Origin of the sequence: Algoriphagus sp. oki45 (assembly GCF_036245605.1) — a bacterium.
GTDB lineage: Bacteria > Bacteroidota > Bacteroidia > Cytophagales > Cyclobacteriaceae > Algoriphagus.
The window spans coordinates 988,249-1,007,500 of sequence record NZ_BTPC01000001.1; the positions used below are offsets into that span (position 1 = coordinate 988,249).

Here is a 19,252-nt window from a genome sequence, read left to right on the forward strand (position 1 = left end):
GCCAGTTTTTCGAGACTGGCTTTTTACATTTATCCCCATGAAGACATTCCGGATAGTTGGAGTACCCGAGCATTTTAATTTTCTATTTCGGCTTTTGGCCCAAAGGCAACCCCTAAAATCTGAAGGCATTCAAATAGAGTGGATAGAAGAATCCAAAGGATCCGGCCAAATGAGCAAGTATCTGAGGGAGGGAGAAGTCGAAATGGCGGTTTTGCTCACCGAGAGTTTCTTTAAAGAAGTCCAAGAGGGCAACCCCATTCTGATGGCTGGATTTCATGTGTTGAGTCCTTTGGTTTGGGGTATCCATATCAAACCAAACTCTGAAACTGAATCTATTTCCAGAATTAAAAATCCCCATTTTTTGGTAAGCCGTATGGGCTCAGGATCACACTTGATGGCCAAAGTATTGGCAGAAAATCTTCAATGGAATTTAGAAAACCTGACCTTTGAGCAAATCGGTAATTTGGAAGGAGCTAAGGAAGCATTTTCTAAGGGAAATGAGGGGATTTTTCTTTGGGAAAGATACACCACTTCTCCTGAGGTCAATAAGAAGACGATGAAGAGAATCGGTGAAGTCAAGAGTCCTTGGCCATGTTTTGTAATGGCTGTTTCCCAAAAGTGTTTGGAGCAATTTCCTGGAATTGCTCAAAAGGTCAGAAATGAGATTTATAGCGTGGTGGAGGAAGTTTTGGCAATGGAAAACCTCAATGAAGTCCTTGCAAAAGAATACCACTTGGATAAAAATGATGTAGATTCTTGGCTTGCTCAAACCCAGTGGTGTCAAAAGTCAGAAATAAGTACATCCCAAATTGAATCCATTCAGGACCAACTCATTCATTTCGGAATTTTGAATCAAAGAATACCTCTAGGCGAGTTTCTCCTTCGCGATGGAATTTTGCTCCTTAGTTGATTGGGCCAAGGGAAGTCGGATACAGACTTTTGTCCCATGTCCCAATTGGCTTTCTATGGTAATTTCACCATTGTTTCTTTTCACGAATTCTTTGACCAACTGCAGCCCCAATCCGGATCCTTTTTCTTTGAGTGTGCCCGGCTGAGACTTGGTCAAACTATAATTATCGGAAAGCAGTTTTTCGAGCTGTTTCTTTTCCATGCCTACCCCCTGATCCAAAATAAAAAGATTGACCCAGCTTTTATCTTTCTCTGTATAGATGGTAATAGCATCACCCGGGTTGGAGAACTTTATAGCATTGTTGATGATGTTTCGGATCGATACCTCCACTGATTCAGGTTCACCCAAGACTAAAATGTTTGCTCCTGTTTGATTAAAGACCACCAAGTTTTTCTTCTTGATGGAATGCTGAAGCAGAGCTAAAACATTCTCTATAATCTTAGCCAAATCAAATTGGACCGATTTGATCTCGAAGCCTTCCATCTGTGCGACTGACCACTTTAGTGTATTATTTAAAGTAAAGTCAACGGTGTCAATATCATTCTTAAGATACCCGATTAGCTCCATAAACTCTTCTTGATCCAATTGTTCTCGGATCATCAAGTCCATCACTGACTTGACTTGACCAATGGGGCCTTTTAAATCATGGCCAAGAATGGAAAAAAGCTTATTCTTGGTTTCATTTATTTCAGACAGCTCCTTGGATTTGGCTTCCAACTCCAGATTTTGAGATTCGGATTTTTGCTGCTGAACCAATAAATCAGCATGGGTCTTTTTCAGGTTTCTGTGAAGAAAAAACATCCAAATCCCCAAAACAAGAATCATAAAAGAGGCAATCCCTCCGATCAACATGTATCGGTTATTGGCTTGGATTCTATACTTCTGGCTTTCGTTTTGGGCTTTGAGAAGTTCTACTTGCTTGGTCGCCAAATCCTGGTCAAACATCCCCTGCATCAAGGCTAGCCTATCTCTACTTGCTTTACTTTGGAGAGAATCACTCAATACCTGATAAGAAGAAAGGTGGAAAAAGGCCTGATTGATATTCCCTTGGGCCTTGTAGACTTCCGCCAAATATTTATGACTCTTTGTCAATTCATCCAAAAACTGATTTTCCCTACAGAAGTCTACAGCATAAGTGAGCAATACCTGAGCCTTGCGAATTTCACCATTCAAAAAATAGGCATTGCCTAACCGATGCAAAACCCCAGCTTCAAAAGATTTGACCTGCTGTGCTCTGGCCATATCAAGTGAGGTCTCATAGATTGCAGTTGCTTTATCATATTCTCCCTTTGCAAGATATACATCCCCTATCACCCTATTTGCAAATGAAAGAAGATATGGACTTCCAGCGCTTTCGTTGATAGCTATGGATCGGTTGGCATAGTACAAGGCTGAATCTTGCCTCCCGCTTTGAGTAAAATTTAAGGCAATATTATTCAGACTTCTGATCTGAGTACTGATATCTCCAACCTGTAGGGCTAATTCAAAACCTTTGCGAAACTGCTCTATCGCCTTATCGTAATTTTGCTGCTCATAATAAAGCGCCCCTAGATTGTTCATGATTCGGGCTGCCTGTAGTTTATCTTCTGCTAATTGTGCAGACTCGTAAGCCTTTGTTGAATAATCAAAAGACTTTTGCCACTGCCCCCTACGATAGTAAATCCATCCCAAATTCTCCTGGGCTCTACTTTTGGCAGAAAAATCATCTGCCAAACTAGCCAGTGAATCCGCTTCCAAAGAATACTGAATAGCTAAATCCTGTTCGGATTCTCTTAACTGGGTGGCATTTTCATTGAGAAACTCATATCTCTGCTTGCCTTTCAACTGGGCAAGAATGGAATCCCTGTCTCCAACTTGGCCCAATACGGACACACTGAAGAGGGTCAGAATTGACAAAAAACAAAAGAAAATAAACTTCACGGGAGCGGGTTGATGCTAATGCTGACGCAAAATAGCAAGATTCATCAAAATTACAGTCCCAATGGACAAAAGGCTTGACAGCTATTAATTTAAAACTGGCTCCAATCCCAATCTTTGTTGATCTGGGAAATGGCATGATAGGCAGTCAAATCATATTGGCAGGGCACGATGGAAATGTAATTATTGGCAATGGCCCATTCGTCGTTGTCTTCTCCCTTGTCAAAATTCACAAAATTGCCAGCCATCCAGAAATACTTTCTTCCCGTTGGGTCAAATCGCTCAGAAAATTCCTCTTGCCATTTGGCATCAGCCTGTCTGCAGAGTTTGATGCCTTTGATGGCTTCATTTCTTTTGGGAGGAAAATTTACATTGAGGGCTACCCCTTTGGCAATCCCCTTTTCCAAAACCTGTCTTGCAATCTTTTCCACCCATTCTTCTACATGTGAAAAATCAGCTTTTGAAGAAAAATCACAGAGACTAAATCCAATCGATGGATAGCCTTCAAGTGCACCTTCTATGGCAGCCGACATTGTGCCTGAATAAAGTACCGAAATGGAGGTATTCGAGCCATGATTGATTCCACTCACCACCAAATCAGGACTCCGGTCTTTCAGGACATAGTGCTTGGCCAACTTCACACAGTCAGCAGGAGTACCGCTAGACTTGTAAGCCAAAACATCTTCAAAGATTTCTTCTTCATACAATCTGAGTGTTTCTCCGATAGTAATCGCATGCCCCATTCCCGACTGGGGACTGTCCGGTGCCACTACGACGACGTCACCCAGTTTTTTCATTACGGAAACTAGCACACGGATCCCTTTGGAAGTGATCCCATCGTCATTGGAGACGAGAATAAGAGGTCTTGACATGAGATTAATTCTGCAGTTCGTTGTAATACGCGGTAATTCTGAGCAAATCTCCACGCTTGTCATGCTCCAGCCGGTTTTTTCTCATAAAGAGATTGATTTCATCGTCATAGCCTGGAAGCATGGTGAACAAATCTTTCTTTTTCAGACTGTAGCGTTGGATTTTTCCGTTTTTCAAAAAATAATAATTAAAGGCTAATCGGTATCCGGTCATCATGGGAGGACCCCAAAAAGGATTCATGGTCATAGGACCCCAATTATTCATCCCTCGATTATCGGTGGCAATGTATTCTCTGCATAGTAGCGCGATATTGTCCCCTTGGGTAAGCAATTCAAAGAAGATTGGGGTTTCGTATTCTCCATTTAGGGCATAAGGAAGGCTGTAAAACTTCCTGATACCTCCGTATACCTCATCGTAAATTTCAAAATTGGAAACATTGGAGGCTGTAAACGTACTGACCGCGTCTGCTTGTAGCTGGACTACATTGTTGTCCAAATCGTATTTGATCAAACCTGAAAAACCCTGGCCATCTGCCAAAAAAACATTCCCTTTATGCCAAATTTGAGATGGAAATTGATTTTGGGAGACTGCTTCACCGGATATGATGAATAAAAGCAAAATTCCAACAAGTGCCTTTTTCATACTGTTCTTCATTTGTAATCCTAAACGTTTCCTAATGTGCTCAGGTTGTTCTGTCTTTTTTCAGACGGTAAAAGGAGAACGTCCGCTACTTCATTTTAGGATATTATGTCCCAATTTATCTCTTTTTGTCTTCAAATACTTTTCATTATGAGGATTGGGTTTGATCTCAATAGGAACCTGCTCAACGATTTCCAATCCATATCCAATCAATCCTACCCTTTTTTGTGGATTGTTAGAAATGAGCCGAATCTTGCTGATTCCCAAATCCCTCAATATCTGAGCGCCAACTCCGTAGTCGCGACTGTCCATAGGAAAACCAAGAGCCAAATTAGCCTGCACTGTATCCATTCCCTGCTCCTGAAGTTTATAAGCCTTAAGCTTATTGATCAAGCCAATGCCTCTTCCTTCCTGATTCATGTAAAGTACCACTCCCTTCCCTTCTTCTTCAACCTGCTTCATCGCTGCATGGAGCTGAGGTCCACAGTCGCATCGACAAGAACCGAAAATATCTCCTGTAGCACAGGAAGAGTGGACCCTTACCAATACCGGTTCATCTTTTTCCCATTCTCCTTTGATCAGGGCCATGTGAATTTCGTCCGTATTGGTCTGCTTAAATGCGATCAAATCAAAATTACCCCAAGTGGTAGGCATTTCTACTCCTATCTCACGCTTGATAAGAGACTCATGCTTGAGTCTGTAGGCAATAAGGTCCTTGATGGACACCAATTTCAAGTTGAATCGCTTGGCTACCTCGATCAAATCCGGAAGCCTAGCCATCGTACCATCTTCATTCATGATCTCGACCAATACTCCCGCAGGAGCACAACCTGCCAATCGGGCCAAGTCAATAGCTGCTTCTGTATGGCCCGCTCTGCGGAGGACTCCCCCTCTTTTGGCCTTTAAGGGAAAGATATGTCCAGGCTTTCCCAGCTCACTTGGATGAATAGAATCATCGATCAGAGCACGAATAGTCTTGGACCTATCAGATGCGGAAATACCAGTGGTACAGCCATGTCCGATCAGATCCACTGAAACAGTAAAAGGCGTCTCAAAAGCCGCAGTATTATTACCAACCATCAACTCAAGGCCCAATTGCTCGCATCGGTCCTCGATCAGCGGAGCACAAATCAGCCCGCGTCCATGAGTAGCCATGAAGTTGATGATTTCAGGAGTGACTTTTTCGGCAGCACAGATGAAATCACCTTCGTTTTCCCGGTCTTCGTCATCCACCACGATGATGACTTGCCCATTTTTTATGGCTTCGATGGCTTCTTCTATAGGATCGAGTTGGAAATTTTCCACTGAATTTTGGATTAAGTTTTGAATGATCAAAGGTAAAGGCTTTTCGACCTAAAAACCGAAGCCAACCAAAGAAAGTTTGGTTTAGCCGATAACAATCCCCAATTCCCGATCAATTTCAAACTGGACCTTTTTCAACTCCATGAAAACCTGTAGCAGCTCATGGATTTTTTCCATGTCCTGACCAGACTCCTCTCCTTCCTTGATTTTGCTTTTGGCTTCTTCAAGCATTTTCTTGACCAGTCTCCTTTTGAGTCGGAGTACATTTTTGAAAGCAGTGGATGCCAAATCATCTGACTCCGTAGTGATAAAAATCTGAAATCGCTCATGCCAGTGTGTACTGATTTCATGACGGGGAGTGATGAGGTCTATGACTTCCTTTTTCATCTCCTCATCCGGGTGACCGGTAAAAAATTCTATCCCCGGTACCTCTTGTTTTGCCAGAGTTTTTCTGAATTCAGCAAGGATCTTTTGGTAGAGAGGGGTTTGAAAATCGATTCCTTCAGTCTCAGAAAGCAGGTAGGCCGAAAGGTTGGTGCCTTCCTCATCCCCGAGTTTTTCTACTCCATAAAAAAGCAACAAACGAATCGTCTCTCGCTCCTGTAGGCTTAGCATGTCGTCTACCGATAGTGCTTGTTCCTTGATAGGAATCAGCTCTTCCAGTTTTTCATCTGCCTCTTTCTCCTCCTTATTTTTTTGATACAGCTCCTTTTGATGCTTGATCAAAGATTTATTGAGCTCAGCAAAAATAATCTCCTCCTCAATCTGCAAAAGCCCTGAGGCTTCTTTAGCATAAACTGACCGGATGATGGGGTCAGGTATCTTTCCGATACTCTGTACCACTTCCCGAATGACTTCTGCTTTACGGATCGGGTCTTTGGCAATTTCGTCTTTGTACAAGCCAATTTTGAAACCAATAAAATCCCGGCTGTTTTCCTTTAGGTAGTCCTGAAATTGTTGAGAACCTACCTTTCTGGAATAGCTGTCTGGATCTTCTCCTTCTGGAAATACAACGGCTTTGACATTGAGCCCTCCCTCGAGCAATAAATCTATTCCTCGAAGGGAAGCCTTAATCCCGGCAGCATCTCCATCATACAATACCGTGACATGACTGGTAAACCGACGAATCAGCTTGATCTGTCCATCAGTAAGAGATGTACCCGAGGAGGCCACTACATTCTCTATACCCGATAGATGCATGGAGATTACGTCTGTGTAACCTTCGACGAGGTAGCAGTTGTCCAGGTCCCGAATCGCCTTTTTGGCCTGAAAAATCCCATACAGCACATCACTTTTGTGATAGACTGGAGTCTCAGGGGAGTTGATGTACTTGGGTTGGTTTTTGTCTTTAGTCAGGATTCTTGCACCAAAGGCGATGGGCTTCCCACTGATGTTGCGGATGGTAAAAGTGACCCTACCCCTAAAGCGGTCATACAGCCGACTGGGATCACCTTCCTTTTGAAGCACTAATCCTGCCTTAAGTAATATCTCTTCTTGGAAGCCGGATTTTTTGGCCTCATTGAGCAGATGATCCCAGCCATTTAGTGCGTAGCCCAAATCAAACTTTTCAATAATCTGGGTAGTGAATCCTCGCTCTTTGAAGTAGCTGAGACCTAGGGATCTCCCTTCCTCTGTTTGAAGGTTTTTGACAAAAAAATCCTTGGCAAAATTCATGGCGATCAACAGACTTTCCCGCTCTGTGTGCTCCTGATTTTGCTCGGGAGTCAGCTTTTCGTCTTCCTCCACTTCAATCCCATATTTCCCTGCCAAATGACGGATAGCCTCCTGAAATCCAATCCCTTCGATGTCCATCACAAATTGGATAGGATCCCCGGCTTTTCCACATCCAAAACACTTGTAAATCTGCTTTGCGGGTGAAATGGAAAAAGAGGGGGTTTTCTCTCCATGAAAAGGACAGCAAGCCCAAAGATTCTGTCCTTTCTTTTTCAGCTGGACATAATCCCCTACCACTTCCTCGATATCGACGCGGTCTTTGACTAAATCTGTTGTGTGTTTACTGATCATTAAAAAAGGGGGATTCTGTAAAATTAACGGAATGAAAGTCATTCAGCGGGGAAATTTAAGAACTATTCCCGGCCTTAGGTAGTTTGTCAGGTAATGTTTTGTCCGGGTTTTTCAAAGCGGCTTTCTTGATTTACCTTGCGGCACCAATTTGACTATTACATGCAATTGACCGAAGAAGCAATAAAGAAAACACTCTCAAGAGTAGAAGATCCAGATCTGAAAAGAGATTTGGTCTCCTTGGGAATGATTCAGAAGATTCATATCGAAGGGAAAAAAGTAAGTTTCCATGTGGTTTTGACCACCCCGGCCTGCCCACTCAAAGAAGTGATCAAAAATAATTGCATTGAGGCTTTGGAGGAGGATTTTGGTAAGGAATGGGAATGGGACCTTTTTATGACCTCTCAAGTAACCACCGTGAGAGATGCCACCCCTATTTTACCTGAAGTAAAAAACATCATCGCCGTAGCCTCTGGAAAAGGAGGTGTGGGAAAATCCACCACAGCTGTGAATTTGGCTGTCGCCCTGGCCCAATCCGGTGCCAAAGTAGGATTGATCGATGCGGACATTTCGGGACCTTCTGTCCCTACCATGTTTAACGTAGAAGGTGAACAACCCTCTGTGAAAAAGATCGGAGAAAAGAACATTATTGTCCCTATCACGCAATACGGAGTAAAATTGATGTCCATTGGATTTCTCACCCCTACTGACAGTGCGGTAGTTTGGAGAGGTCCCATGGCAAGTTCTGCTTTAAGGCAGTTTATTTCCGATGTAGAGTGGGGTGCCTTGGATTATTTGTTGATAGATCTTCCTCCCGGCACCTCGGATATTCACCTTACCATGGTGCAAACTGTACCGGTCACCGGAGCTGTAATTGTGACCACCCCTCAAAAAGTCGCCTTAGCAGATGCCAATAAGGGAATTTCGATGTTTAAACAGCCTCAAATTAATGTTCCCGTTTTAGGTGTTATTGAAAATATGGCTTATTTTACGCCGGAGGAATTGCCTGAAAACAAATATTACCTCTTTGGAAAAGAAGGGGGAAAAAAACTGGCCGAAAAATATCAAGCTCCGTTCTTAGGTGAAATACCTATTGTTCAGAGTATTCGGGAAAGTGGAGACACAGGATACCCAGCCGTATTGAAAAAAGGACCAACTCAAACTGCATACATGGAACTGGCAGAGTCTGTCGCACGACAAATTGCCATCCGAAATGCATCAATTGAAAAAACATCCGTAGTAGAAGTAAAAGCTTGAAAATAAATGGAATCCGGACTTAGAGAAAAAATTGAATTTGCCTTAGACACTATCAGGCCCTATTTGGAGGCCGATGGCGGAAACGTTAGGATTGTCGAGCTAACCGACGATCTGGTTTTGAAAATAGAAATGACCGGAAATTGCGGTTCTTGCCCCATGTCTTCCATGACCTTAAAAGCGGGGGTCGAAGAAGCAATAAAAAGGGCAATTCCCGAAATCACTCGGGTAGAAGCCGTCAACCTCACTATTGCCTGATAATTAATCCTTAATGAGAATAGGCTTTCAGCTCCTGCGCATTTCATCATTTTTCCTGTTTGGTTTTTTGATGGCCACAACTTCCTTTAGCCAAAAATTTGAGCTTAAGGCAATTGAACCATTCCCTTCTTCTTCATCCCAGGCCCATACCCATTCCGAAAAATGCGCCCATGGCATTCTGGAAAGGCAAATGGAAAAGGATATGGGCTATTTCGGGAGCAAAGCCTTTTTGGAGCAGTGGTTTGAACAGAAAATAACCGAAAGAAGAAATGCTCCCCAATTATTCAGAATCCAGGAGGAAATCCGAAAAATTCCAGTAGTAGTCCATGTGATTCATACCGGTACGGATATTGGTGTCGGAACAAATATTTCAGACCAGCAGATTTTTGAGCAAATAAGAATTCTAAATGAGGATTTCAGAAGATTAAATGCTGATGCAAATAGAACACCAGCAGAGTTTCTACCGGTAGCTGCTGATTCAAAAATAGAGTTTGTTTTAGCGAAACAAGATCCAAACGGCTTGCCGACATCAGGAATTGTTCGTTTGCAAGGTCCCCAAACCACCTATAATCCCAACGACGCCACTCTCATCGGCCAACTCAGCCAATGGAACCCTGAAGAGTATATGAATATTTGGGTAGTACCCTTGGTTTCTCCCTTTATCGGTTATGCCTCTTTCCCTATTTCTGATCTTCCTGGACTTAATTTTCCTCCTACCTCTGCTCTGACGGATGGAGTCACCATTGATTATCGGTTTTTTGGTATAGGTGGAAGTGCCATTTCTTTCTCTAGAGGACGTACTGCTACTCATGAAGTAGGTCATTATTTAGGTTTAAGACATATTTGGGGAGATGGAGGCTGCGGAGTCGATGATTTTGTATCAGACACCCCAGAGCAGGATAATTCCAATAATATCTGTAATGATAACCCGTCACGCATTTCCTGCGGATCCAATGACATGATCCAAAACTACATGGATTATACGCCTGATGCGTGTATGAACTTGTTTACTTTGGGTCAAGTAGAACGCTTCAATGTAGTTTTAGCAAATAGTCCAAGAAGAGTCTCTCTAGTCAATAACAGAGCAACAATAGATCCGGTATTACCTGCATTGGATCTGGCAATTTTACGAGTTATTGAGCCAAATGTAGCCATCTGTGATTTGAATGTAGAGCCAAGACTGGAAATAGCCAATGCAGGGCAAAACACAATTACTTCAGCAAGAATCGAGGTTAAAAGAAATGGAATTCTGCTGGAAAGCAGGGTATTCTCTCTCAACCTTCAAACGAGTGGAATTGCGACGGTTTCTTTTAATTCTGTAACCATTCCTGCTACAGGTTCCAACCTGTTTGAATTTGAAATCAAACAGGTAAATGGACAACAGGATGGGAAAGCTGAAAATAACTTTGCAAGCACCAATCCAGTTATTCAGGGAGAAATCGATCTTCCTTATGTATATAACATTTCCTCATTTCCGGGAGATTGGATTGTCACTAACCCAGATGATTCTTTTACATGGACAAAGACCAATGTGAATCTTTCTGGCGCAAATGAGGAAGTTCTTTTTGTAAGGAATTATGAATATGACGCTACCGGACAATTGGACTATTTCACCTCCCCTACCATTGATCTAAGAAAATATCCAAATGCGCAAGTTGTTTTTGAAGTAGCTCACGCACCTTACAATCAAGCCGGATTCCAAGATGAGTTAATTGTCGCCATTTCTTCAGACTGCGGAGATAATTACGACTTAGTAAACTCCAATTACAGAAAATCAGGCGTTAGACTTCAGACTTCTACACCAACCCTGGATGAATTCACACCTACTTCTCCGAATAGCTTCCGAACAGAAATTGTAAACCTTTCCAAATACAGAGATCTGGAGAAAGTAAGGGTAGGGATCATCAATAGAAATTCATTTGGCAACAATGTCTACATCCGAAACATTCGGATTCTGCCACAGGAGGAATTTAAATACGAGGTTCAGATAATTGACTTGCTTTCACCTAGTCCTATCAACAACGGAGAAACTGAAAGTGAGGAAATCTTGGTCAAAAACACAGGGAACCTTCCCGTATCAGGCTTTATTTTCAGTAGAAGCACAAATTCGGGAGGAAGCCAGAATTTTATAGCTTCCGGGACTACTTTGATACCTGATCAGGAAATAATATTGGAGCTCAACAACTCTTCTATAGCTGGCCAGAATAGACTGCAATATCAACTCAGAGAACCGAATTTTGACCAAAATGCTCAGAATTACCCGCTTTTTGTAAGATTTAATCAGACCAATTCGGCTCGTCAGGAAGTGCCTTGGAGACAAAACTTCAACACAAGCTCAGAATTGGCGCCTTGGGTGACCATCAATCCCGAAAGAGGTAATCCCGCATGGAGAGTCAATACCAATTCAGGAGGTACCGGATCAAACAATCTGGTTATCTTGGAAAATGGGAGTAAAGAACTCAGTTACTGGTTAGGATCTCCAATATTTGATCTTTCTGTAAGTACACAAGCCAGCGTATTTTTCGATTTGGCTGCCGGTCAAGTGGATCCAAATACCAGTTTGAGTGTATTGGCAAGTGATAATGGCGGTGTGACTTACACGGAAGTTTGGAGAGAAAGTGGATCAAACTTATCCACAGTTGATGTTGGAGCGGCTAATCCTAATTCCCCCAATGATTTTCAAAGGAAGTATGTCAACCTAACAGATTTTGCGGGAAGCGGAAAGACTAATGTTCGCATTTCCTTTGTTTTGGATGTGCAGGGGGAAAATGACCCACCTGTCTACTTAGACAATGTGGAGCTCTTCCTCAGCGCAAATCCTGACCCGGTTATTCCTGGGGAGGGTAGCAGTGTCCTTTACCCAAATCCAGCAACAGACTATTTCAATATTGCATTCAATTTACCTAGAAGGGAATCAGTCCGGATCACCATCATCTCCGCAACTGGAAGTGTAGTGCAGAACATCTCCTATCCATCTACTTTAAACCAGACCTATACATTCTCAAGAGAACTATTCGCTCCTGGGCTGTATATTATCCGAATCACCTCAGATTCGATTCAGGAAATCAAACGGTTAGTCATTAATTAAAGTTAAAAGCCGAAGGAAGTTCACCTTCGGCTTATTTTTTGCTAATGCAAAATCCAAAATGAACCTAAGAAGGCAAATTTTTTGATATTCGCCTTATCTTGCAGTGAATTGAAATCACCAGAAACCCCATAATGTATTCAATCAAAAAAATCCTTTTCCACCTTTCGATAATTATTGGACTTTCAGTACTTCTGGGATTCCTTTTTTTGAAAGTTTATCTCCCCGTATATACTAATCATGGGGAAACAGTATCTGTCCCTGATCTTTCAGGATATACCTATGATGAAGCAGTGGATCTTTTGGAATCCACCGGTCTTCAATATGAAGTATCTCCTGATTCTTTGTATAGTACTGAATTACCAGCTTTAGCTGTATTAAAACAAATACCCAAGTCAAGCTCCCAGGTAAAGAGTGGAAGAAAGGTTTATCTCACCCTCAATTCGAGAAATGCCCCCATGCTCAAGATGCCCAATCTGGTAAATGGGATGCTGAGAAATGCTCAGGAAATCCTCGCAAATATGGGTTTGGAGAGAGGTGAAATCATCTATGTTCCGGATATCGGGATCAATGTGGTTCTTGAGCAACGCTACAGAGGCTTTAAAGTCCCTGAGGGATTTGAAGTGCCCAAAGGAGCCAAAATCGACTTAGTGGTGGGCGATGGAATGGGCAATCAATTCTTGCAGGTACCCAATTTGATCGGTTTGGATGAAGATGAAGCAGAATTCCTTATTTTAGGTTCTGGCTTGCGAGTTGGAAGTAAGAATTATGCACAAAACGATACTATTCCAGTTGGAAAAGTATTTATGCAGATTCCAGGTTCCGGAAGTCAAGTGAAAACAGGCGAACCGATCGAGTTTTGGATTTCTAGAAATTAAATCCTTGAAAAAGAATTCATTCAAATATTTTTTCACACTTATTTTCTTTCTTCTGCTATGGGGAAACACTCCATCTATTGCCCAGTTTGTTCAATTGGGTCCGGTGGAAAAAATCAAAATCTCCAAACCAGCCTTTCAATATGAAAAAAGGCTGCTAAATCAGAACTCCTTGCCTTTTTGGGATGATTTTTCGAAAGGCATAGACACGACCAAGTGGTCAATAAAGGGTGTCTCCTACACAGAAACTGTAGGTAATAATCCTCCTTCCTTAGGAATGATTCTTTTTAATGGCGTTGATGAAAACGGAAGGCCCTATTCACGACAAGACCGAGACCAAGGTGATAGTGACTACTTAACCAGTAAACCATTTGATTTAACCGGACTGTCAGAAAGTGAACGAAACAGTGTATATATCAGCTTTTTCTGGCAAGCAGGAGGGAAATCTGAAGCTCCAGACAGAAATGATCAACTTATTCTTCAGGTGCTTACCCCTGAAGGAAGTTGGAGGACAATCTGGAGCCAAAATGGAGGAGATGAACGTGACCGAGAAAATTTTGCCCAAGAGATCATCGCCGTGGAACCGAGTTGGCAGCATGAGTCTTTCCAATTCAGATTTTTGTCTTCCGGAAGATTAAGCGGACCATTTGATGCCTGGTTACTGGATTATATCTACTTAAACTCCGGCAGAAACTCCTCAGACCTTACCTACCCTGACCGAGCGATCACTCAGCCTAATTTTGTTCAACTAGGGGATTATCGGGCATATCCTTGGGAAATTTTGGATCGATTCCAACAAAATAATTGGAGTCTGGTATCCAATGAATTTCTAAATCTGGAAAACAGATTTAGGGCCATGGAATACACCATAGCAGCCAAAGACTCTATCGATCAGATAGTTTTGCCAATCAACTCAGATTCTCCCTTCAATCCTGTTCCCAATGCATTGGAAAGAAGGGCTTTTTCAAGCAGAGAATTTGAATCAATTCCCAATTTTGGTAAAGCTGCCGACCTCTACTTTGAGACTTTTCTGACTACTGGGGATGACCCTCTTTTCACAATTAGTGCTGGTGATACCACATTTTTTGGGCAGGTCAATTTTGCAGATAATGATACGGTTTCCAGCGTTTTTCCCCTTCGTGACTTCTTTGCCTATGATGGAGGTTCTGCTGATTATTCTGCAGGAATCAATCAGCGCTCAGGACAATTGGCTGTCCAATACCAAAGTCCTGAACCGGTGCTTTTGCATGGAATATCAATCAACTTCACCAATGCCAACCAAGCCAATCAAGCGATCGATTTGGTGATATGGGAAGATTTGAGTCTAAGGCCAATTTTCTCCTTGGAAAGAGCCATCCCCGTTAAAGAACCTGGACAGGAGTTTATTTACTTTCCTTTGGATACTGCCATTTTGGTAGGACCTGAGTTTTTTGTTGGATTTACCCAGTTTACGAATGATTTTATCCATGTGGGATTGGATAAAACCAATAATCAGGCTGATAAAATTTTCTACAATGTCGGAGGCGGATGGGTACAAAACGAGGAGGTATTAGGTTCCCTGATGATAAGACCACACGTCACTGTCAATCAGGTACTTGAGGGAGGCGAAGCCCCTCAGGAGACCTTTCTCCTCTATCCCAACCCTGTTAGAGACAGACTAACTATAAGAGGGAAATTTGCGGAAATTCAGATTTTTGATTCCTTCGGAAGGCAGATTTTATTACCTAGGGAATCCCTCGGGGAGGAGGAAATGATTAACTTTAGCGGACAAAGACCCGGAGTTTACATAGTCAATCTCATCTCCGGGTCCAAGATGGAATCATTTCGAATACAAGTCATCAAATAAAATGGAAGATATCTCTGTAAAAGAACTAAAAAGCCGACTGGACAAGGGAGAAAAATTCGTTTTCATCGATGTCCGTGAAGAATGGGAGTACGAAGAGGATAATTTAGGAGCTCAAAATATCCCCTTAGGCGAACTCCCCCACCGTTTGGATGAATTGGAAAAATACAAAGACGCTGAAATCCTTGTTCATTGTCGATCCGGAGCAAGAAGCGGTAACGCAAAAAAGTTTATGGAAGGTAAAGGCTTCACCAAAGTGCGAAATGTCTTGGGAGGAATTCTAGCCTACCGCGAACTTTAAAATAAAAAACGAAAACCCTGAAAAAATCTTTCAGGGTTTGTTTTTTAAGTGAATATGAAAGGGCGGGGAGAGAAACATAAAATAAAAACCACCACTGCTATCCAGCCAATCCATTTTCTTTTGGTATCCAAAGTGACAAAACCTGATACTTCGGGATGTCTCAACCCCATCACCCTTCCCAAAAGAAAAGCAAAAAACAACCACCCTTGGTATCCCTCCCATTCAGGTTGAATAAAACTCAATACATATTGACTTGCAGCTATGGAAAGTGCAAAGGTCCATTTGGATTGGGTAGAAAGCTCCGCTCTTGAATAGCAGATATACAAGAATCCCACATATAGTGGAATCCTGATAATCAAGTCTTCAAAAGGAATCATCGGAGAGATCATTCCCATCCCTGCATAGGACAAAAACAGGGTGAATACAACCAAAGAAATCAACTTATGATGATGTGGAAACAATCCAAAAACCACGTGCCCTCCATCCAACTGTCCAATAGGGAGAAGATTCAAAGCGGTGAAAAACAGGGCCAAATAACCTGCAAATAAGAAGGGATAATGGATGACTTCCCCCATATCCGGAATACGTACAGGATCTGCAAGCCACTCCCCCATCAGGTAAAACAGCAGATTTTGCCCTAATTCAAAATTAATTACCTCCTCCCCGTAGCCCTGAAAATCAGGGTCAGCATATTCCGGATGAATTTCATAGATGTATTCCGCAGGAGGCAAATGGGTAAAACCATAGAATAATACCCCAAAAGCGATCACAAAACCCGCCAAAGGTCCCGCAACACCGATGTCGAAAAACTTCTTTCGACTATTGACAAACCCTTTCATGCGAATAATCGCTCCAAAGGTCCCTATAGAAGGTGCCCCAATAAATCCCAACCAAGCTGGGATAAAAAACGGAAGCGTACACTTGACCCGATGATAGATTGAAGTAAAAAGGTGCCCCAATTCATGAATCAATAGGATACCGATAAATGGAATCGAAAAGGCCATAGACTTGACAAAATACTCCCAAGTCAATGCAGATTCACCTGAGGCAAGAATGGATTTGCTGTACACCCATTCTCCACCGGCAAGAGTAGTCGTGACCAGCGTCAGAGCTAACAAAAATCCGTGAATCAGATACTCTTTAGGCTTATACATCACCAAAGAAATCAAAGATAACTTGAGGACCCGTCACGTGTATAGCTTGGAGACCCACGGCTTTAGCCCCCTCTACGTTGGCTTTCAGATCATCAAAGAACAGGACACGATCCGGTGAAGTGTTTAGTTCAACAAGCATCTTTTCATAAATCTCAGCAGAGGGCTTTGCCAATCCCATCTCATGGCTGTAAAAAACCCAGTCGAAAATCGGATCAAATCTATCCAATCCATGTTCGGTTCTAAGCATTTCATGCACTGCATCAATATGGATTTCATTGGTATTGCTCAGCACACCTACTTGATACTTTTTGCGAAGCTCTCTCACCAAATCCAGTCTTTGTGGGGGAATTTTTCCCAAAAGACTGTTCCACAACATATCAATTTCCTGATCAGTCCACGGCTGGTCAAAATAATTTCTGACTTCATCTCTAAACTGAATGGAAGAAATTAGGCCTTTTTCATAGGACTTATGAAACTCCGTTTGATAAAAAATATCGACCCGATCATGAAAGGATTCCTCCAACTTGCTTTTGATCAAACTCAAAGATCGCTGATAGTCAATGTCAATGATTACGTTTCCCAAATCAAATATCAAAAAGTCAACATCCGGGCTATTTTTCATTCGAAAGTCAAGTTGTGTAATTGAACTCAAATATGTAACATTGCACTCCCAAAACCAAGATTTAAAGTGGCAAAGGCCACCATTCAAAACTCAACACGGGCCTATAGCTCATTCGGTTAGAGCAACTGACTCATAATCAGTAGGTGCCTGGTTCGATCCCAGGTGGGCCCACTAAAGGCTGGATTTATTCCAGCCTTTTGCTTTTTTTACACCATGAACTACTGTTATATTCTCTTTAGCCCTTCCCTTAGAAAATTCTATACTGGGATTACAAAGGACTCCATTGAAGCTAAAATCCAAAAACATAATGAGCATGCGTATGGGAAGCATCACTTTACTGCCAAATCATCCGACTGGGAGCTTCTAACCAATGTGTCTTTTCTTGATTGAGGAAAAGCTTGATTTCTTGGTCTCCGTGGGCCTGAAGTGAACAAACAACGGCCCAAAAGAAGATCAAGGTTAATTGAACTTTAGTAGCTAAGGATTTCATTGGATCAATAAGTATTGAAAATGACCTTCCACCTTCTCTTTGGAAGAAGAGGAGAAGGGCACATTTCAGTGAATGAAATAGGAAGTCTGATTCGTTGGAAAGCAACAAGCTCAGGCAGGCTTCAACCTTCTTGCCGCTAAATGATGGTCTGATACAGGTTGGTGAAGTTCCAAGCCGGCAAGGGTGACTTTCCCTCCATTTTCTTCATACTCATGCTGGAAATGATGCAAGTTTTCCATGACCGAGTGATCGACCATCACCGCATTTTTCAAATCGATGGTGATATGGAAGCCAGCAGGTATTTCCTCCAATTTTTTCTTGATTCCCAGAAAGTTGGAGAAAATAGCGGCCTTGTCGATTTCCACCAGGTATTCATTTCCAGAAAAAGAAATAGAGGTAGGCGCCTTAAAAAACGAACTAAGTGGAGCCCCATTGATCAGATGCAAAATCACCTTCAACAAAATACCTGCAGCAATCCCGACCAATAAATCCTCAACAAGAGTGAACACAATGGTCACCAAGAAAATGGCCAATTGCTCTTTTCCTATTTTGAAAGTATTGACAAACTCCTTAGGATGGGCCAGTTTGATCCCAACGGTAATCAGCATGGCTGCCAAAGCAGCATTGGGGATCATTTCGATCACAGGAGTGGCCACCAAGACAAAGACCAGAATGAAAAAGCCATGAAAGAAATTAGCCCAACGGGTTTTTGCCCCATTGTTTACATTGGCCGAACTTCTCGCCACTTCGGAGATCATCGGCAAGCCTCCCACCAAAGCACTGATCGTATTACCGATTCCCACCGCAATGAGGTCTTTGTCGTTATTGGATTTCCTTCGAAATGGATCACTCAAGTCTATTGCTTTGACCGTGAGGAGAGATTCCAAAGTCCCTACCAAGGCAAACATGATCACATATTTTACAAATATTCCTGTTTGGGCTATTCCGGAGAAGTCGGCATTGTATTTCACATTATCGACTAAGTTTCCAATATGAAGCAAAGCATATGCAGGCTCAGTATGGGCAAAATCCATAGCCAGCTCCGAAAGGATAGCAACCAACAAAACCATTAATGGAGCGGGGATTTTGCCCAATTTGAACTCCTTCAGGTAAGGCCAACCCAACATGATCGCCAAGCTATACACCCCGATTAGGGTAGCTCGAGGATCAAAATTGGCCAAAAACCGAGGAATGGAAGTAATCATTTGGATAATGCTCAATCCTTTGTATAGCTCAGGATTTACATCCAAGAGGACCGGTATCTGCTTTACAATAATGATAATCCCAATGGCCGCAAGCATTCCATGAATCGCAGAAAGAGGGAAAATGTCCGCCAACTTGCCCAATTTCAAAAAGCCGAAACCAATCTGTACCAAGCCGGCCACCACCATGGCACCAAGAGCTAACTTCCAGCCGGCTTCTCCCCCACCGAAATCAGCCACAGAACCCGCGACCACTACAATCAATCCTGCAGCAGGTCCCTTGATAGTAAGTCGAGAACCTGCAAAGAAACTGACCAATAAGCCTCCGATGATTGCAGTAATCAAGCCCATGATGGGAGGAAAATCAGAAGCTTTGGCAATACCCAAACTCAAGGGCATCGCTAATAGAAAGACTATAAATCCGGCAGTAGCATCTGAAAGGAAGTTTTCTTTCAGTCCTGCCAACCCCTCTTTGGGGACACTTAGTTTTGATGTGATTTTCATAGGA

The 19,252-nt window shown here is 42.5% G+C and carries 16 protein-coding genes and 1 tRNA gene; 9 read left to right on the forward strand and 8 right to left on the reverse strand.

The window, feature by feature from the left end:
• The first annotated feature begins 37 nt into the window (after positions 1–37).
• A complete protein-coding gene (locus AAA942_RS04285) occupies positions 38–910 on the forward strand; it encodes an ABC transporter substrate-binding protein (RefSeq protein WP_338218999.1) in 873 nt (290 codons plus the stop codon).
• On the opposite strand, the gene AAA942_RS04290 is transcribed toward AAA942_RS04285, so the two are convergent.
• From AAA942_RS04290 to dnaG, 5 genes are all read right to left on the reverse strand, one after another.
• On the reverse strand, positions 866–2,830 hold the full coding sequence (locus AAA942_RS04290) for a tetratricopeptide repeat-containing sensor histidine kinase (RefSeq protein ID WP_338219000.1): 1,965 nt from the start codon (positions 2,828–2,830) through the stop codon (positions 866–868). The genes AAA942_RS04285 and AAA942_RS04290 overlap by 45 nt on opposite strands.
• 89 nt (positions 2,831–2,919) lie before the next feature.
• Positions 2,920–3,699 carry a 5'/3'-nucleotidase SurE gene (surE, locus tag AAA942_RS04295; RefSeq protein WP_338219001.1) on the reverse strand — a complete coding sequence of 260 codons (780 nt, stop codon included), beginning with the start codon at positions 3,697–3,699 and terminating at the stop codon, positions 2,920–2,922.
• 4 nt (positions 3,700–3,703) lie between these two features.
• Positions 3,704–4,339 (reverse strand): hypothetical protein, encoded by a 636-nt coding sequence (locus AAA942_RS04300; protein WP_338219002.1) that lies wholly within the window; start codon positions 4,337–4,339, stop codon positions 3,704–3,706.
• A gap of 90 nt (positions 4,340–4,429) precedes the next feature.
• Positions 4,430–5,641 (reverse strand): bifunctional 3,4-dihydroxy-2-butanone-4-phosphate synthase/GTP cyclohydrolase II, encoded by a 1,212-nt coding sequence (locus AAA942_RS04305; protein WP_338219003.1) that lies wholly within the window; start codon positions 5,639–5,641, stop codon positions 4,430–4,432.
• An 81-nt stretch (positions 5,642–5,722) separates the two neighbouring features.
• Positions 5,723–7,663, reverse strand: a complete 1,941-nt coding sequence (gene dnaG / locus AAA942_RS04310; RefSeq protein WP_338219004.1) for a DNA primase — start codon at positions 7,661–7,663, stop codon at positions 5,723–5,725.
• 159 nt (positions 7,664–7,822) lie between these two features.
• On the opposite strand from dnaG, the gene AAA942_RS04315 reads away from it, so the two are divergent.
• The 6 genes from AAA942_RS04315 to AAA942_RS04340 all read left to right on the forward strand — a co-directional run bounded on the left by AAA942_RS04315 (position 7,823) and on the right by AAA942_RS04340 (position 15,276).
• Entirely contained in the window at positions 7,823–8,917 is a 1,095-nt protein-coding gene (locus tag AAA942_RS04315; protein ID WP_338219005.1) for an Mrp/NBP35 family ATP-binding protein, read from the forward strand.
• A gap of 6 nt (positions 8,918–8,923) precedes the next feature.
• The gene (locus tag AAA942_RS04320; RefSeq protein ID WP_338219006.1) at positions 8,924–9,172 is read left to right on the forward strand and encodes a NifU family protein; all 249 of its coding nucleotides are present in this window, start codon (positions 8,924–8,926) and stop codon (positions 9,170–9,172) included.
• Positions 9,173–9,185: 13 nt separating this feature from the next.
• On the forward strand, positions 9,186–12,260 hold the full coding sequence (locus AAA942_RS04325; RefSeq protein WP_338219007.1) for a M43 family zinc metalloprotease: 3,075 nt from the start codon (positions 9,186–9,188) through the stop codon (positions 12,258–12,260).
• A 131-nt stretch (positions 12,261–12,391) separates the two neighbouring features.
• Entirely contained in the window at positions 12,392–13,135 is a 744-nt protein-coding gene (locus tag AAA942_RS04330) for a PASTA domain-containing protein (RefSeq protein WP_338219008.1), read from the forward strand.
• A 4-nt stretch (positions 13,136–13,139) separates the two neighbouring features.
• A complete protein-coding gene (locus AAA942_RS04335; protein WP_338219009.1) occupies positions 13,140–14,978 on the forward strand; it encodes a T9SS type A sorting domain-containing protein in 1,839 nt (612 codons plus the stop codon).
• Position 14,979: 1 nt separating this feature from the next.
• Positions 14,980–15,276, forward strand: a complete 297-nt coding sequence (locus AAA942_RS04340; protein ID WP_338219010.1) for a rhodanese-like domain-containing protein — start codon at positions 14,980–14,982, stop codon at positions 15,274–15,276.
• A 44-nt stretch (positions 15,277–15,320) separates the two neighbouring features.
• Here AAA942_RS04340 and AAA942_RS04345 read toward each other — a convergent pair whose 3' ends face one another.
• Both AAA942_RS04345 and AAA942_RS04350 read right to left on the reverse strand, forming a co-directional pair.
• Positions 15,321–16,430 (reverse strand): site-2 protease family protein, encoded by a 1,110-nt coding sequence (locus AAA942_RS04345; RefSeq protein ID WP_338219011.1) that lies wholly within the window; start codon positions 16,428–16,430, stop codon positions 15,321–15,323.
• Complete coding sequence (locus AAA942_RS04350) at positions 16,423–17,052, reverse strand: HAD family hydrolase (RefSeq protein WP_338219012.1); 630 nt, start codon at positions 17,050–17,052, stop codon at positions 16,423–16,425. Before AAA942_RS04350 ends, AAA942_RS04345 begins: the two co-directional genes overlap by 8 nt.
• Before the next feature lie 97 nt (positions 17,053–17,149).
• On the opposite strand from AAA942_RS04350, the gene AAA942_RS04355 reads away from it, so the two are divergent.
• Together AAA942_RS04355 and AAA942_RS04360 are read left to right on the forward strand one after the other, a co-directional pair.
• Positions 17,150–17,223 (forward strand) — tRNA-Ile (locus AAA942_RS04355).
• A gap of 42 nt (positions 17,224–17,265) precedes the next feature.
• Positions 17,266–17,442: a GIY-YIG nuclease family protein gene (locus tag AAA942_RS04360; protein WP_338219013.1), complete on the forward strand. Its 177-nt coding sequence runs from the start codon at positions 17,266–17,268 to the stop codon at positions 17,440–17,442.
• A gap of 210 nt (positions 17,443–17,652) precedes the next feature.
• Here the strand turns inward: AAA942_RS04360 and AAA942_RS04365 are convergent, their stop codons facing one another.
• Positions 17,653–19,248: a SulP family inorganic anion transporter gene (locus AAA942_RS04365; protein WP_338219014.1), complete on the reverse strand. Its 1,596-nt coding sequence runs from the start codon at positions 19,246–19,248 to the stop codon at positions 17,653–17,655.
• Positions 19,249–19,252: the final 4 nt, after the last annotated feature.

Bases quoted from the DNA above. Each gene is read 5' to 3' on its own strand.
- dnaG (WP_338219004.1), bottom strand. From the start codon at position 7,663: ATGATCAGTAAACACACAACAGATTTAGTCAAAGACCGCGTCGATATC.
- AAA942_RS04320 (WP_338219006.1), top strand. From the start codon at position 8,924: ATGGAATCCGGACTTAGAGAAAAAATTGAATTTGCCTTAGACACTATC.
- AAA942_RS04340 (WP_338219010.1), top strand. From the start codon at position 14,980: ATGGAAGATATCTCTGTAAAAGAACTAAAAAGCCGACTGGACAAGGGA.
- AAA942_RS04300 (WP_338219002.1), bottom strand. From the start codon at position 4,339: ATGAAAAAGGCACTTGTTGGAATTTTGCTTTTATTCATCATATCCGGT.
- AAA942_RS04315 (WP_338219005.1), top strand. From the start codon at position 7,823: ATGCAATTGACCGAAGAAGCAATAAAGAAAACACTCTCAAGAGTAGAA.
- AAA942_RS04360 (WP_338219013.1), top strand. From the start codon at position 17,266: ATGAACTACTGTTATATTCTCTTTAGCCCTTCCCTTAGAAAATTCTAT.
- surE (WP_338219001.1), bottom strand. From the start codon at position 3,699: ATGTCAAGACCTCTTATTCTCGTCTCCAATGACGATGGGATCACTTCC.
- AAA942_RS04325 (WP_338219007.1), top strand. From the start codon at position 9,186: ATGAGAATAGGCTTTCAGCTCCTGCGCATTTCATCATTTTTCCTGTTT.
- AAA942_RS04285 (WP_338218999.1), top strand. From the start codon at position 38: ATGAAGACATTCCGGATAGTTGGAGTACCCGAGCATTTTAATTTTCTA.
- AAA942_RS04365 (WP_338219014.1), bottom strand. From the start codon at position 19,248: ATGAAAATCACATCAAAACTAAGTGTCCCCAAAGAGGGGTTGGCAGGA.
- AAA942_RS04345 (WP_338219011.1), bottom strand. From the start codon at position 16,430: ATGTATAAGCCTAAAGAGTATCTGATTCACGGATTTTTGTTAGCTCTG.
- AAA942_RS04330 (WP_338219008.1), top strand. From the start codon at position 12,392: ATGTATTCAATCAAAAAAATCCTTTTCCACCTTTCGATAATTATTGGA.
- AAA942_RS04350 (WP_338219012.1), bottom strand. From the start codon at position 17,052: ATGAAAAATAGCCCGGATGTTGACTTTTTGATATTTGATTTGGGAAAC.